The 14,648-nt window shown below is 73.2% G+C and carries 11 protein-coding genes; 6 read left to right on the top strand and 5 right to left on the bottom strand.

The genetic code is table 11. From position 1 onward, the window contains the following. Nucleotides 1-1,311, bottom strand: a 1,311-nt coding sequence (hrpB, locus tag MET9862_RS25310; RefSeq protein WP_142585731.1) for an ATP-dependent helicase HrpB, incomplete at its 3' end; no start/stop codon positions are given. A gap of 243 nt (nt 1,312-1,554) precedes the next feature. On the opposite strand from hrpB, the gene MET9862_RS25315 reads away from it, so the two are divergent. Beyond that, nucleotides 1,555-1,848 (top strand): hypothetical protein, encoded by a 294-nt coding sequence (locus MET9862_RS25315; RefSeq protein WP_142585732.1) that lies wholly within the window; start codon nt 1,555-1,557, stop codon nt 1,846-1,848. Nucleotides 1,849-2,109: 261 nt separating this feature from the next. Next, the gene (gene mutS / locus MET9862_RS25320; RefSeq protein ID WP_142585733.1) at nt 2,110-4,830 is read left to right on the top strand and encodes a DNA mismatch repair protein MutS; all 2,721 of its coding nucleotides are present in this window, start codon (nt 2,110-2,112) and stop codon (nt 4,828-4,830) included. Nucleotides 4,831-4,929: 99 nt separating this feature from the next. Here mutS and MET9862_RS30295 read toward each other — a convergent pair whose 3' ends face one another. Then, complete coding sequence (locus MET9862_RS30295) at nt 4,930-8,268, bottom strand: PAS domain S-box protein (RefSeq protein WP_244612904.1); 3,339 nt, start codon at nt 8,266-8,268, stop codon at nt 4,930-4,932. Between the two features lie 441 nt (nt 8,269-8,709). On the opposite strand from MET9862_RS30295, the gene MET9862_RS25340 reads away from it, so the two are divergent. The 4 genes from MET9862_RS25340 (at nt 8,710) to MET9862_RS25355 (ending at nt 11,562) form a co-directional block, all read left to right on the top strand. Further along, nucleotides 8,710-9,552, top strand: coding sequence for a MipA/OmpV family protein (locus tag MET9862_RS25340; RefSeq protein ID WP_185157003.1), 843 nt, complete (start codon nt 8,710-8,712; stop codon nt 9,550-9,552). Between the two features lie 165 nt (nt 9,553-9,717). Further along, nucleotides 9,718-10,875: an SDR family oxidoreductase gene (locus MET9862_RS25345; protein ID WP_142585735.1), complete on the top strand. Its 1,158-nt coding sequence runs from the start codon at nt 9,718-9,720 to the stop codon at nt 10,873-10,875. Then, complete coding sequence (locus MET9862_RS25350) at nt 10,872-11,198, top strand: DMT family transporter (protein WP_142585736.1); 327 nt, start codon at nt 10,872-10,874, stop codon at nt 11,196-11,198. Before MET9862_RS25345 ends, MET9862_RS25350 begins: the two co-directional genes overlap by 4 nt. 64 nt (nt 11,199-11,262) lie before the next feature. Beyond that, nucleotides 11,263-11,562 carry a hypothetical protein gene (locus MET9862_RS25355; RefSeq protein WP_142585737.1) on the top strand — a complete coding sequence of 100 codons (300 nt, stop codon included), beginning with the start codon at nt 11,263-11,265 and terminating at the stop codon, nt 11,560-11,562. A 31-nt stretch (nt 11,563-11,593) separates the two neighbouring features. On the opposite strand, the gene MET9862_RS25360 is transcribed toward MET9862_RS25355, so the two are convergent. The 3 genes from MET9862_RS25360 to MET9862_RS25370 all read right to left on the bottom strand — a co-directional run. Next, nucleotides 11,594-11,797: a hypothetical protein gene (locus MET9862_RS25360; RefSeq protein ID WP_142585738.1), complete on the bottom strand. Its 204-nt coding sequence runs from the start codon at nt 11,795-11,797 to the stop codon at nt 11,594-11,596. Nucleotides 11,798-12,268: 471 nt separating this feature from the next. After that, complete coding sequence (locus tag MET9862_RS25365) at nt 12,269-12,997, bottom strand: response regulator transcription factor (RefSeq protein ID WP_142585739.1); 729 nt, start codon at nt 12,995-12,997, stop codon at nt 12,269-12,271. A gap of 10 nt (nt 12,998-13,007) precedes the next feature. Next, the coding region (locus MET9862_RS25370; protein WP_142585740.1) for an ATP-binding protein at nt 13,008-14,648 on the bottom strand (1,641 nt) is incomplete at its 5' end.

A 14,648-nucleotide genomic window follows, 5' to 3' on the forward strand; every position in this document is an offset into this window, starting at 1 on the left:
CGAGCCGGCCGCGCTCACCACCATGCGGGCGAGGCGCGGCGGCAGGGGCAGGGCCCGCAGCCGCGCGCCGGCTTCCGTGAGCCGCCCGTCCGCGTCGAGGGCGTCGAGGTCGCGCAGCATGGCGCCCGCCTCCCGCAGGGCCGGGGCCGGTGGCGGATCGAGGAAGGCGAGGCGTGAAGGGTCGGAGACGCCCCAGGCGGCGCAGTCGAGCACGAGGCCGGCGAGGTCGGCGGCCAGGATCTCGGGCCGCGCGAAGGGTTCGAGGGCGCCGGTGCCGGCCTCCGCCCACAGGCGCCAGCAGATGCCGGGCTCGGTGCGCCCGGCGCGGCCGCGGCGCTGGTCCACCGAGGCGCGCGAGGCGCGGGCCGTGACGAGGCGGGTGAGCCCGAGTCCGGGCTCGTAGTGGGGCACCCGCGCGAGGCCCGAATCGACCACGATGCGCACGCCCTCGATCGTCAGCGAGGTCTCGGCGATGGCGGTGGCGAGCACCACCTTGCGCCGCCCCGGTGAAGCGGGGGAGACGGCGCGGTCCTGCTCGGCCGGGGTGAGGGCGCCGTAGAGGGGCGCGAGGTCGGTGTCGGGCCCGACGCGGCCCTCCAGCGCCTCGGCGACCCGGCGGATCTCGGCCTGGCCCGGCAGGAAGGCGAGCACCGAGCCGGGATCCGCCCGCAGGGCGCGCAGGATCAGCTCCGCCATCTGCTCGTCGATCCGCCGGTTCGGGTCGCGGTCGAGGTAGCGGGTCTCGACCGGGAAGGCGCGGCCCTCGGATTCGATCACCGGCGCATCGCCCAGGAGGCGCGCCACGCGGGCGCCGTCGAGGGTCGCCGACATCACGAGGATGCGCAGGTCCTCGCGCAGGCCGCCCTGCGCGTCGAGGGCGAGGGCGAGGCCGAGATCGGCGTCGAGGGATCGCTCGTGGAACTCGTCGAACAGGACGGCGCCGACCCGGGCGAGCTCCGGGTCGTCGAGGATCATGCGGGTGAACACGCCCTCGGTGACCACCTCGATCCGGGTCCGGCCCGAGACCTTGGAGCCGAGGCGCACGCGCAGGCCCACCGTCTCGCCGACGCGCTCGCCCAAGGTCGCGGCCATGCGCTCGGCCGCGGCGCGGGCGGCGAGCCGGCGCGGCTCTAGGAGGATGATCCGGCGCCCGTCGAGCCAGTCCGCATCAAGGAGGGCGAGGGGCACCCGCGTCGTCTTGCCCGCGCCCGGGGGCGCCACCAGCACGGCGCCCGCGCGTTCGTCGAGCGCGCCGAGGAGGCGCGGCAGCACCGCGTCGATCGGCAGGGCGGGCGAGGGAGGAAGCGGCATCGCGGCGGGTGATGGCGCGATCGCGGCGGCGAGGCAACCGGGCGGCTCCGCCGGGAGGCCCTGACCCCGACATGGCGCGATCGAAGGCGGCCGTTCGTTCGGTCTCACGTCTGAGCGATTGTCATCGTCCGCGAAAACGTAAAGTATCGACAGGTTATTTTTTCCAGAACGGCCCGGAACAAGGGCTTTCGACGGGTCTTATGGGCTCGACGCGCGCAGCCCGCGCGCCGTGGAGATCCCTTGATGACGCGTCTTGCCCTCGCCCTGTCCGCCGGCCTTCTGCTCGGCGGCCTCGGCTCCTTCTCCGCCTCGGCCGCGCCGCTCGCCGTACCCGCGGGCGTCTCCGCCACCGAGACGGTTGAGGCGGCTGCCTGGCGCCGCCATCACCATATGCGCCACCGCCACCACTCCACCCGGGCCGAGCGCCGCGCGCGCCGCATGAACACCATGCGCCACGGCGACCCGAACGCCCGCAATCCCGAGCGGCCCGGCTACAAGCAGCAGCTCGGCAACACCACCGGCGGCCCGCGCTACTGATCCGTGTTGCGTGCGTCGATCCCGCCCCAGGGTCGGGATCGACGCGCCCGGCGGACGGCCGCCGCCGCGCGGTCGCGCGGGTCGATGGCGACGGTCGCAGGTCATCGCCGCGTTCCATCGCCGCCCCGCCTGAGTTCGTCGGCACCGGAGATCGTGGGGGGCCGTCGCGCATGCGGCGGCCCCCTTGCGATATGAGGCTTCTCCCCAGCCCTGCGACCCCGCGCGCCTGATCCGCGCGGCAGGCTCTGCTAAGGGTGGGGCATGCCCCGCACCGCCCGCAAGATCGCCCCCACCCCGGACGCAGCCCCCGGGCCGGAGGTGGCCGGCGCCACGCCGATGATGGCGCAGTACATCGAGATCAAGGCGGCCAATCCTGACTGCCTGCTGTTCTACCGCATGGGCGACTTCTACGAGCTGTTCTTCGCCGATGCGGAGACGGCCTCGCGGGCGCTCGGCATCGTGCTGACCAAGCGCGGCAAGCATGGCGGCGCCGACATCCCGATGTGCGGCGTGCCGGTGGAGCGGTCCGACGACTACCTCAACCGCCTGATCGCGCTCGGCCACCGCGTCGCCGTCTGCGAGCAGACCGAGGATCCGGCCGAGGCCAAGCGCCGGGGGCCGAAATCCGTGGTGCGGCGCGAGGTGGTCCGCCTCGTCACGCCCGGCACCATCACCGAGGACCGGCTGCTCGATCCGGCCCGCGCCAACCTCCTGCTCGCCATCGGCCGGCGCAAGCTCACGGAGACAGCCTATGCCTATGGCCTCGCCGCCGTGGACATCTCCACCGGCCGCTTCGCCCTGAGCGAGGTGCCGGCCCAGGACCTGTCCGGCGCGATCAGCCGGCACGACCCGCGCGAGATCGTGCTCTCGGAGGCGATCCACGCCGATCCGGCCCTGGCCCGGCTCTGGCAGGAGACGAGCGCCGCGGTGGTGCCGCTGGCGCAGGGCGAGTTGGAGCCGGCCTCCGCCGAGCGGCGCATCCGCGAGCAGTACGGCGTCTCGACCCTCGACGGCTTCGGGCAGTTCACCCGGGCCGAGATCGCGGCGGCCGGCGCGGCGCTCCTCTATATCGCGCGCACCCAGCTCGCGGCGCGGCCGACCCTCGCCGTCCCGACCCGCGAGGATGGCGGCGCGACGCTCGCCATCGACGCGGCGACGCGGGCCAATCTCGAACTCACCCGCACCCTGTCGGGCGAGCGCGCCGGGAGCCTGCTCGCCACCATCGACCGCACGGTGACGGCGAACGGGGCCCGGCTGCTCGCCGAGCACCTCGCCGGCCCGCTGACCGATCTCGGGCGGATCGCCCGGCGGCACGAGGCGGTGGCCCATCTCACCGAGGCCATGGCCCTGCGCGGGCATCTGCGCGACACCCTCGCCCGTGCGCCGGATCTCGCCCGCGCCCTGTCGCGGGTCGGCCTCGGCCGGTCGGGCCCGCGCGACCTCGCCGCGATCCGCGACGGGCTCGACGTGGCGGTCCGGCTCGGCACCCGGCTCTCCGGCGCGGCCTTGCCCGACGACCTGGCGGATCTCGCCGGGGACCTGCTCCGGGCCGATCCGGACCTGATCGCCACCCTGCAGGCGGCGCTCGCCGAGGAATTGCCGCTCAACCGCCGCGATGGCGGCTTCGTGCGCGAGGGCTACCATCCGGAGATCGACGAGGCTCGGACGCTCGGCCAGGATTCGCGCAAGGTCATCGCGGCTTTGCAGGCGCGCTACGCCGAGGCGACCGGCTGCCGCACGCTCCGGATCAAGCACAACAACCTGCTCGGCTATTTCATCGAGGTGCCGCAATCGGTGGGCGAGGCCTGCCTGAAGGGCCTGATGAGCGAGTTCGTCCACCGCCAGACCATGGTGGACGCCATGCGCTTCACCAGCGTCGAGCTGGGCGAACTGGAATCCAAGATCTCCGGCGCCTCGGACCGGGCGCTCGCCCTCGAATCCGCGGTGTTCGACGATCTCGCCGCCCGGGTCCTGGCACAATCCGAGGGCATCGCCGCGGTGGCCGAGGCGCTGGCCGGTCTCGACGTGGCCCAGAGCCATGCCGAGCTTGCGGTGGAGCTCGACTGGCGCCGCCCGGTGGTGGACGATTCCCTCGCCTTCGAGATCCGCGGCGGGCGCCACCCGGTGGTGGAGGCGGCGCTCCGCCGCGCGGGCGAGCCCTTCATCGCCAACGATTGCGACCTGTCGGGCGATTCGCGCGGGCGCATCCGCCTGATCACCGGCCCGAACATGGGCGGCAAGTCGACCTTCCTGCGCCAGAACGCGCTCATCGCGGTGCTGGCCCAGATCGGCGCCTTCGTGCCGGCCGCGGAGGCGCGGATCGGCCGGGTCGACCGGCTGTTCTCCCGGGTCGGCGCCGCCGACGACCTCGCCCGGGGCCAGTCGACCTTCATGGTCGAGATGGTCGAGACCGCCGCGATCCTGAACCAGGCGACGCGGCGCTCCCTCGTCATCCTCGACGAGATCGGCCGCGGCACCGCGACCTTCGACGGGCTGTCGATCGCCTGGGCCTGCCTGGAGCACCTGCACGAGGCCAATGCCTGCCGGGCGCTCTTCGCCACGCATTTCCACGAGCTGACGGCGCTCGGCCAGCGGCTCGCCCGTCTCGACAATGCGACCCTGAAGGTGGCCGAGCACCGCGGCGAGGTGGTGTTCCTGCACGAGGTGGTGCCGGGCGTGGCCGAGCGCAGCTACGGCCTGCAGGTCGCCCGCCTCGCCGGCCTGCCGGCGAGCGTGGTGGCACGGGCGGGCGCGATCCTGAAGGGGTTGGAGAAGGCCGAGCGCGAGCGCCCGGGCCGCCCGCGCATCGACGACCTGCCCCTCTTCGCGGCCCTCGCTCCGCCGCCTCCGCCGGAGCCCGAGCCGCAGGCCGAGGACCGCCTCGGGCCGCTCCTCGACGCGGTCGATCCCGACGCACTGACGCCGCGCGAGGCGCTGGAGGTGCTCTACCGGCTGAAGCGCGAGCGCGCGGCGGGGGCCTGAGCGCCCCCAGGGGATCCCTGTCCCCGCCCGGCAGGCAGAGGGGAATGGTGCCTCGTCCGGATACCGGGCGCGACGCGCGTCCGGGAGGGCGGGCTTCCCTCAGGCCGCGCGCAGGGCCGCGATCTCGGCGATCGTCTCGGCCGCGCGGGCGCGCAGGGCCTCGAACCGGTGCTCGTAGGCCCCATCCGACCGGCAGGCCTCCTCGACCTCGCGGCAGCTCTCCGACAGGGACGAGAAGCCGATCATGCTGGTGGCCGAGATCATCGCATGCGCGTCCTCCGCGATCCGCTCGCGGTGATGGGCGACCGATTCGGGGCCGAAGCGCTGGCCGAGCTCCTCGGCCAGCATCGCCAGCATGTCGCGCATCCGCTCAGGGCCGACGAGACTGCTCGTTTCCTCGTAGACGATCCTGTCGATGCTGGGCCGCGCCGCGCCCGCCATCGGCCGCAGCGCCCAGTGCTCGACGGCGGCGAGCAGCGCGTCCTTCCGGAACGGCTTGCCCACATGGCCGTCCATGCCGGTCGCGCGCAGGGCCGCCACCTGCCGCGGCAGGACGTTCGCGGTCAGCGCCACGATCGGCACCCGCCCGGCCGCGCCGTCGAGGGCGCGGATCTGCCGGGTCGCGGTGATCCCGTCGACCCCGGGCATCTGCACATCCATCAGGACGAGGTCGTAGGCTTTGCTGCGCACGGCCGCCACGGCCTCGGCCCCGTCACCCGCGACGTCGACATGGTGCCCCGCCGCCCGCAGGATCAGGCAGGCGAGGTCCTGGTTGAGGGGAACGTCCTCGGCCAGGAGCAGGCGCCGGTTCGTGCGGATGACGGGCGCGGCGCTCGCCTCGTCCGGGCAGGCATCCTCCGGCACGATCGGCAGGGGCACCTCGAACCAGAAGCGCGAGCCCTGCCCCTCGGTGCTGTCGAAGCCGATCGATCCGGCCATCAGGTCCACGAGCGACTTCGAGATCGCGAGTCCGAGCCCCGTCCCGCCGAAATCCCGGCTGATCGAGGCATCCGCCTGGCTGAAGCGCTGGAAGAGCCGGTCGCGCCGGCCCTCGGGGACGCCGACGCCGGTGTCGGATACGGCGAAGCGCAGGCGGACCTGGCCCTCGGGGCCCGCGCTCGCCCCGACGCTCAGGTCGACCCAGCCCCGATGGGTGAACTTGATGGCGTTGTTGAGCAGGTTGAGCAGCACCTGGCGCAGGCGCGCCTTGTCGCCGGACACCCAGCCCGGCACCTCTGAGGCGAGGGTGACGTTCACGGCGAGCCCCTTGGCCTCGGCCGAGCCGCGCACGATCGCGAACGCGCCCTCGATCAGCGCCGACACCCGGAAGGGCTCGGCCTGGATCTCCACGCGGCCGGCCTCGATCTTCGAGAAGTCGAGGATGTCGTTGACGATGGTGAGGAGCGCCGAGCCCGCCGAGCGGATGCGCTCGGCGTGCAGGCGCGCCGCGGCGCTGAGGTCCGGCTCCTCGTTCAGCAGGTCGGCATAGCCGATCACGCCGTTCAGCGGGGTGCGGATCTCATGGCTCATCGCGGCCAGGAAGTCGGTCTTCGCCCGGCTGGCCGCCTCGGCCAGCGCGCGCGCGGCCTCGACCTCGCCTGTGCGCCGGGCGACGCGCTCGCTCAGCGTCGCGTTGAGGTCGCGCAGGGATTGCTCGGCCGCCGCGCGGGCGGTGTCGTCGCGCAGGGTGAGGACCGCGCCGATCTGCTCGGCGGAGGCTCCGAACAGCGGCTGCGCGTTGCCGACGGCGCGGATCTCGGTGCCGTCGGGCCGCCGGATCAGCCAGCACGCCTCGCGCACCACCTCGCCGCGCACGGCGCGCGCCAGGGGCAGCGCCTCCGGCGGATACGGGCGCCCGTCCTCCCTGAACAGGTGATAGGTCTCGCTGTAGGCGTCCGGGGCCACGTCGAGACGCGCCGTGCCATGGATCGTCGCGGCGGCATTGTTGACGAGGATGATCCGTCCGTCCCTGTCCGTGACGATCACTCCCTCGGCGAGCTGGCCGAGGATCGCGGCGCTCGTCGCCGCGGTGAAGTCGGCATGCGCCTGCGCCTGACGCAATTGCTGCTCCACCAGGGCACGATAGCGCGCGTCGCTCTCGCGCAGGGCCTCCTCCATGGCCCTGCGCTCCGAGATGTCGCGCAGCGAGGCGACATAGCCGTCCGGACGCCCCGTGGCCGCGTCGTGCGTGAGGCAGAAGCTGATCTCCAGCCAGACCCAGTGCCCGTCCCGATGCCGGTAGCGCTGGGTCGTCAGGGCGCGCGCGAGGCGGCCGGCGGTCAGGTCCTCCAGGATGCCGGCATAGGCGTCGGCCTCGCCCGGATGCACGAAGTCGAGGGGCCGTGTGCCGAGGAGCGCCTCGGGCTCGTAGCCGAGCACCGCGGCGGCGGACGGCGACACGTAGCGCCGGGCCGTGGTGAGATCGCTCCAGATGATGATGTCGGTCGTGTGCTCGGCCAGCAGCCGGAAGGTGCGCTCGCTCGCCTGGATGGCCCGCGCCGCGAGACGGTGCTCGGTGACGTCCGAGCAGACCACGACCGATCCGCCATCGGGGAGCGGTGAGCGCCGGACCTCCAGCACGGCGCCGTCCGGCCTCGGCCAGTCGATGACGGGCGGCGGCGCGGCCCCGTCCTCGGGCGGGGTGCACAGGCCGGGGGGCAGCGTGAGGCCGTCGCCCGGTTCGCCCCGGTCGTGGCGGAGGTCGGCGAGCGTCGCGCCCGCCTGGAGGCGCGCGGGCGGCAGGGCGAGCAGGTCGGCCATGCGCGCGTTGGCGACCCGGACCCGCTGCCCGGCATCGAGCACGACGAGCCCCTGGTCCATCCGGTCGATGGTGTCGCGCAGGAGGTCCTTCGTCGCGCGCAGGTCCGCCTCGCGCTCGGCCAGGGCGCGGTTGGCCCGCGCGAGCGCGTCCGCGTTCCGGCGCTGCGCCGCGAGTTCCGCAGCGTGGACGTTGGCGGATTCGTGAAGGTGCAGATGCGCCACCACGATCGCGCCGAGATCGCGCAGCCGCTCGACCTGCTCGGGCGAGACCGTCCGCGGCACCGTGTCGATCAGGCAGAGCGTGCCGATCCGGAGACCCGGCCGCAGCGCCAGCGGGACGCCCGCGTAGAACCGGATATGCGGCTCGGCCCGGACGAGGGGGGTGTCGGCGAATCGCGGATCGGCGGCGGCGTCGGGGACGATCAAGGGCGCGTCGGACAGGATTGTGTGGGCGCAGAACGCGTCCGCCCGGGACGAGCCCTCCGAGGCGAGGCCGCAGGACGCCTTGAACCATTGCCGGTCCGCCTCGACGAAGCCGATGGTGGCGATGGGGACGGCGAACAGGTCGCAGGCGAGGCGGCAGACGGCGTCGAAATGAGGCTGGGGCGGCGTGTCGATGATCGCGAGGCGACGCAGATCCGCGAGCCGGGCAGTCTCGTTGACCGGGACAGGAAACATGAGCGGAATCTCGGAGCCGTGTGCGCAAACAGACGAACTGTCTCGGTCCCTATTACCGATCCAGTTACTGACCCATGTTAATCCGCTTTCACAAGGGAGCGAGCGTTGCGGCTGCCGGCTCGACTGATGGGAACGGACAACGAACCTTGGACGTGCTCATTCAGGACCTTGCAACACCGGTACGCGATGGCGCGGGACCACATTGCGGCGCGCTCGCACCGGACCGGCCCGGATCCGGCTTTCGAGCGACGCCCCGGCCCGCAGGACCGGCGGCACGCCGTGCCCGCAATCCACGTGAGGCCTTATAGGAATCTCCGCACCGGTGAGAGACAATCTTGACCGTTCCGGTCTTATCGCGGACGACGCCGAACGTCTGGCTTCCGCCGGACGAGATCTGGCCTCGCGTGGCTCAGGATCGATCTGACTGACATGAAGAGCGGCATGGCTCAGCCTGTTCAACCGTCGCGCGCCGCGCGGTCGCGCGTCGCGACGGCGCTCGTCGCGAGCTCCCTTGTCGTGACCTCGGCGGTCTCCGCCCGGGCCGACGATCTCAGCGCCCTGTTCGAGCCGCGCACGCTGGTTTCCGTCGGCAGCCTGTTCGGCGCCAGCCCGCGCTATCCCGGCGCGCGGACGACCGGGTTCTGGGGCTTCCCCTACCTGTCGTTCCGCGGCCCCGACGAGCCGCGAAGCTGGTGGTCTCCCGATGACGGGCTCGACGCCAGCCTGATCCGGCAGGGACCCGTCGAGCTGGGGGCGGTCCTCGACCTCCGCGACGGGCGCTCCGCCCGGGACGATCGTCGCCTGCTCGGCCTGCCGGGCCGTCCCCTGGCGCCGGCTTTCGGCCTGTTCGCCGAGGTCTGGCCGGTCCAGGACATCCTCCGGCTGCGGGCCGAGGTGACGCAGGGCGTGCGCGACCACGACGGCGTGGTGGCCAAGCTCGGTGCCGATCTGGTCGGCCATTTCGGCCGCTTCACCCTGAGCGGCGGGCCGCGCCTCGTCCTCGGCGACGCGGCCGCGACGCGCCTCGACTTCGACGTGCCCGTCCGTACGGCGCTGGTGAACCCCCTGCTGACGCCCTACCGGGCTTCGGCGGGGCCGCGCTCCATCGGCGCCACGGCGGCCGTCAGCTACGACTGGTCCGAGTCCTGGCAGATCCTCGCCTATCTGCGCTACGACCGGATCGTGGGATCCGCCGCGGGAAGCCCGATCGTGCGCCGGATCGGTCAGGCCGACGCGGTCACGATCGGGTCGGGGCTGATCCACACCTTCGCGATTGGTCAATGAAACTTCGCGTGATCGACCGCGTGAGCGGCGCCGAATTCATCAAGATTGTGTGATCTTGTGTGATATCGATGCCACGGTTCCAGTCGATCGCGCTGTTTGCGCGAAGATTTCCGAATTGTTGCGGAATGTTTCTCTCTATGGTCCGCGGAGACGGGAGAGAAGCTCTTGGCACGTATCCTATTGACCGGCGCGACCGGGCTGCTCGGCGGCGCGGTCCTGCACGAAACCCTCGATCGTGACGACGGCACCAGCTGGATCTGCCTGGTCCGCTGCGCCAATGCCGACCAGGGCCGGCAGCGCGTCGCCGCGCGCCTCGCCCGCTTCACCGATCCCTTCACCGCCCAGCGCCTCGCCCGCAAGGTCGAGATCGTGCCCGGCGACTTCACCCAGGCCGACCACGACAACGATCCGCGCCTCGATGGGGTGACCCACATCCTGCACCTGGCCGCCGACACCTCGTATTTCGGCGGCGAGCGGCTGTTCCGTACGAACCGCGACGGCACCCTGGCCCTGGCGCGGCGCGCCGCGCGGATGCGCAACCTGCAACGCTTCCTGCATATCGGCACCGCGATGAGCTGCGGCGCCGAGGCCGGGCCGGTGGTCGCCGAGAGCCGTCCCGACCCGGAGGCCCGCCACCTCGTCCCCTACACCGCCTCCAAGGCCGCGACCGAGGAGGCCCTGGCGGCCGAGTTCCCGGACCTGCCCCTCGTCGTGGCCCGGCCCTCGATCGTCGTCGGCCACAGCACGCTGGGCGCCGGGCCGAGCTCCAGCATCCTGTGGCTGGTGCGCGCGGCCGACCGGCTGCGTCTCCTGCCCTGTGCGCCCGAGAGCTGCTGCGACATCGTCCCGGCGGACTGGGCCGCCGGCGCCCTGCTCACGCTGCTGCGCAAGCACGACCTCGCCCACGATCTCTACCACGTCTCGGCGGGCCTCCCGAGCGTGACCCGCTGGAGCGCGCTGAACCGCGCCTTCGAGGCGGCCGAGCCGAGCGACGGCGTGCGCGCGCTGTCGTGCTTCGACCTCAGCGACCGGGCCGCCCTGCGCGACCGCTTCCGGGCGGTGTTCGGCCTGGACAGCCCGCTGAAGCAGACGATGCTGCGGGCGACGCGGGCCTATTACGCCTTCTGCGCCCTCGACATGACCTTCGCCAACGACCGGCTGCTCGCGGAGGGCGTCGCCCCGGCGCCGGCGCTCTCGGACTATCTCGCGACCTGCCTGGCGAATTCCGCGCCGATCATCGATCAGTTCGCCGACGATCTCGAGATGTTCGTGCCCCCGCCGGCGCCCGGCCCGGCCGCGCTGCCGCAGGCCGTGGTCGCGTGAACCCGTACCTGGTCCTCGCCGTCTCGATCGGCGCCGAGGTCTCGGCCACGCTGGCGCTCAAGGCCGCCGACGGCTTCACCCGGCCTCTCCCGAGCCTGATCGTCGCCCTCGGCTACGGCACCGCCCTGTGGCTGATGTCCACCAGCATGGACATGCTGCCCATCGGGGTCGTGTACGCGGTCTGGGCCGGTGTCGGCATGGTGGGCGCCGCGCTCGGGGGCGCCCTGCTGTTCGGGGAGGCGGTGAGCCCCGCCATGATCATAGGGATCGCCGTGATCGCCCTCGGCGTCACCATCCTGGCGGTCGCGCAGGCCCACGCCTGAGGCCCGGCGCGAACTTCGTCGCGCCTCGCCCGTTAGCGTCCATCCACGGCAGGAAGGACGACCGATGAGACGCGCGACGATCGCACTGGCAGCGGCCTTGGCCGCGGGCCTCTCCGGGGGTGCTGCGCTGGCGCAGGGGGCTCCGGCCCGTCCCGGCGGCCCTGATCTCGCGGCCCCGGGTCCGGCCGAGGGCGTGATCGTCCGGGAGCCCCGGTCGGTCGCGCCGACCCTCGAGGAATCGGCGGCGACCACGGGGACCGTCCCGCTCGTCGCGCCGCCGACGACCGGGGTCGGCGGCACGCCGAGCACGGGCGCCCCCGGCACGTCCGGCGTGACCCTCAGCCCGGCCGTGCCGTCGCGCTGATCCAGTCCGGCGCGGCCTCGCAGGGCCCCGGTCAGACGGCGTCGGACGAGTAGGCGAGGACCGGGTAGCGGATCAGGCTGCGCGGGGCCGGCGGGACCTCTTCGGCGGGTAGCGGCCCGGCCGGCATCCTGGAGGGCATCACGATGCGGCGCGCGAGCGCGGCGGTCAGGCCGCGCCCGACCAAACGCTGGAACCGGCGGCGCGCCCAGACGGGCACGGTATCGGCGTCACTCATGGACCCCTCCCAGCAAGACATGCGCGGTGCGGCGGCTTCTCGCTTCCGCGCGGAGGGTCCGACACCGCGCCCGACCCCAGGGCTCCTCCGCTGACAGCAACGTTAAATCGCGCCGGCGCCGCCTCAAGTGACTTCCCGCACCCCCTGTTACAGAGAAGCTCAATCATCGCGCGTGGATCGGCGTCCGAGAGACTGATTTGGTGCGCTGTCATACCCCAAATGCGGGATAAGCCAGCGGCGGCACGCGCTTTTTACTGATCTTCAGGCCTCTGGTCTCGGCCTGGACGGAACGATGCAGAGGAGGGCGGCATCGGCGCGGGCACCGCCGGGCGATCGTCCGATTCGGGTGTCGGACCCGCTACCGCAGATGGGCTGCCAGCCAGAGGGCGGCGGCCAAGACCAGCGCGTAGGCGAGCCAGCGCAGGCGTCGCGCGCGGGGGGAGGCGCGCGGTGCCTCGGGCGGCGCCGGCATCAGCGGGCCTGCGCCGCCGGACCGCCATCCGGGACGGGGCGCGGCTCGTCGTCGGGCGCACGCAGGCGGTAGCCGATACCGGTCTCGGTGAGGAGGATGCGCGGGCGCTCGGGATCGACTTCCAGCTTCTGCCGGAGCTGGCGCATGTAGACGCGCAGATATTGCGGATCGGACGAGGTCGAGACCGACTGCATCAGCTGCGCATGGGTCAGAACCTTGCCGGCATGCAGCACCAGCACGCGCAGGAAGTCGTATTCCCGCGGGGTCAGCTTCACCTCGGCCTCGCCCACCCGCACGATGCGCCGCACGAGATCGACCGAGAGCCCGTCGACCCGGAAGACCGGCCGCTCGCCGCGCACCGCGAGCTGGTGGCGCAAAGCCGCGCGCAGGCGGGCGAGAAGCTCGGCCATTCCGAAGGGCTTGGTCACGTAGTCGTCCGCGCCGAGATCGAGCGCCTCGACCTTGCCGCCCTCGTCGTCGCGGCTCGACAGGACCACCACCGGCAGGTCGGGATGGTCGGCGCGGATCGCGCGCAGCAGGTCGTGGCCGCGCATGTCGGGCAGGCCGAGATCGAGGATGACGAGATCGGCCCGCGCCCGACGCAGGAGGTCGAGGGCGCAGCGGGCATCCGGCGCCTCCAGGATGCTGTAGCCCTGCGTGGACAGGCCCATGCGCAGGAGCTTGCGGATCGGCGGCTCGTCGTCGACGACGAGAACGGTCGCGCTCATGCGGTCGGCCTCATGCGGCGATGCTGCCCCTGGTGGTGCGGGCCGGCACCGGCAGGCTGACGACGAAGCAGGCCCCGCCGCGGTCGGGCCGGTTGGCCGCCGTGACGGTGCCCCCCATCGCCTCGACGAAGCCGCGGGCGATGGCAAGCCCCAGCCCCGTGCCGGCCCGGACCCGGTCGCCCTTGCGGGCCCGGTAGAACTTGTCGAACACCCGCTCCACCTCCGCCTCGGGCAGCCCCTCGCCCTCGTCGAGCACGGCGATGCGGATGTCGGCCCCCTCGCGGCGTGCCCGGACGGTGACCGTGCTCCCCTCCGGCGCATATTTGGCGGCGTTGTCGAGCAAGTTGACCAGCACCTGCTCGAACAGGACCGGATCGAGCGGCAAGGCCGGCAGGTCCGGCTCGACCGCCACCTGCACCCGGTGGCCGGCGAGCATTGCCTCGGTGCGGCGGAGCGCCGTGTCCACGATCTCGGCGACGTCCTGGTCCCGGAGGTTCGGCGCGACGGCGCCCGCCTCCAGCCGGGTCATGTCGAGGAGGTTCGCGATGAAGCGGTTGAGCCGCTCCGATTCCGCGATGATGGTGGCGACGAGCTCGGCCTTGGCCTCCGCGGGCAGGGCGGCGTCGAGGTCGCGCAGGGTGCTCGCGGCGCCGAGCACCGAGGCCAGCGGCGTGCGCAGGTCGTGGCTGATCGAGGTCAGCAGGGCCCGGGCCAGGCGGTCCGTCTCGGCTTCGCGCTCGGCCCGGTCGAGATCCTCCACCAGGCGGACCCGCTCGATGGCGAGCGCCCCCATATCGGCGAGGGCGTCGAGCAGGCGCCGACCCTCCGGCGTCAGGATCGGCCCGGTCCCGTCCCGGTCGAGGCCGATCACCCCGATTGTGCCGCGCCCGGTCCGCATCGGCAGGAACAGCCGCCGCGCGCCCGGCAGGGTGTCGGCGCCGCGCCCGGCCGGGCGGTCGTTGCCGAAGGCCCACTGGGCCGCCGCGAGGTCGGCCTCGTCCAGCCTGTCCTCGGGCGGGTAGCCGGCCCGCACGGCGACGGCCTGGCCCTCGGGCAGGAGCAGGACGACGCGCACCCCCAGCATGGCCGCGACCTGGGCGGAGGTGGCCCAGAGCACGTCGTCGAGGGTGCCGCAGCCCGCGAGCTTGCGCGAGAAGCCGTACAGACGCTCGCTCGCCTGCGCGCGCGCCTGCGCGATCACCGCCACCGAGCGCGCCCGCGCGGCGAGGTTCGAGACCAGCACCGCCACGAGGGTGAAGAGCAGGAAGGCGGCGACGTTGGTCGGGTCGGCGATGGTGAAGGTGTAGACCGGCGGCAGGAAGAAGAAGTTGTAGGCGAGCGAGGCCGCCACCACCGCGGCGAGCGAGGGCCCGAGCCCTCGGCGCACGGCGACGCCGACCACGGCGGTGAGCAGGAACAGGTCGGCATTCTCGACGCCGGCATAGGGCTGGAGCAGCAGCGCGGCGCCGAGGCCCGTGGCGGTGGCGAGCAGCGCCTCGAGGTAGGGCCGGCCGTCCCGCGTCCGGCGGGGCGTGGCGGTGGCGACGCCGCGCCGCGCCGGGGGGGCCGGGCGGTGACCACCGGCTTGCCCGCGACGGCCGGGACGACCCCCCGGGGGCCGCGGATCCGGTGATCGGAGGGCGCGGTTTGA

The organism is Methylobacterium symbioticum (assembly GCF_902141845.1).
Taxonomy (GTDB): Bacteria; Pseudomonadota; Alphaproteobacteria; order Rhizobiales; family Beijerinckiaceae; genus Methylobacterium; species Methylobacterium symbioticum.

Excerpts from the sequence above, each read along its gene's own strand:
- MET9862_RS25315 (WP_142585732.1), top strand. The coding sequence starts at position 1,555 with ATGACGCGTCTTGCCCTCGCCCTGTCCGCCGGCCTTCTGCTCGGCGGC.
- mutS (WP_142585733.1), top strand. The coding sequence starts at position 2,110 with ATGCCCCGCACCGCCCGCAAGATCGCCCCCACCCCGGACGCAGCCCCC.
- MET9862_RS30295 (WP_244612904.1), bottom strand. The coding sequence starts at position 8,268 with ATGTTTCCTGTCCCGGTCAACGAGACTGCCCGGCTCGCGGATCTGCGT.
- MET9862_RS25340 (WP_185157003.1), top strand. The coding sequence starts at position 8,710 with ATGGCTCAGCCTGTTCAACCGTCGCGCGCCGCGCGGTCGCGCGTCGCG.
- MET9862_RS25355 (WP_142585737.1), top strand. The coding sequence starts at position 11,263 with ATGAGACGCGCGACGATCGCACTGGCAGCGGCCTTGGCCGCGGGCCTC.
- MET9862_RS25360 (WP_142585738.1), bottom strand. The coding sequence starts at position 11,797 with ATGAGTGACGCCGATACCGTGCCCGTCTGGGCGCGCCGCCGGTTCCAG.
- MET9862_RS25365 (WP_142585739.1), bottom strand. The coding sequence starts at position 12,997 with ATGAGCGCGACCGTTCTCGTCGTCGACGACGAGCCGCCGATCCGCAAG.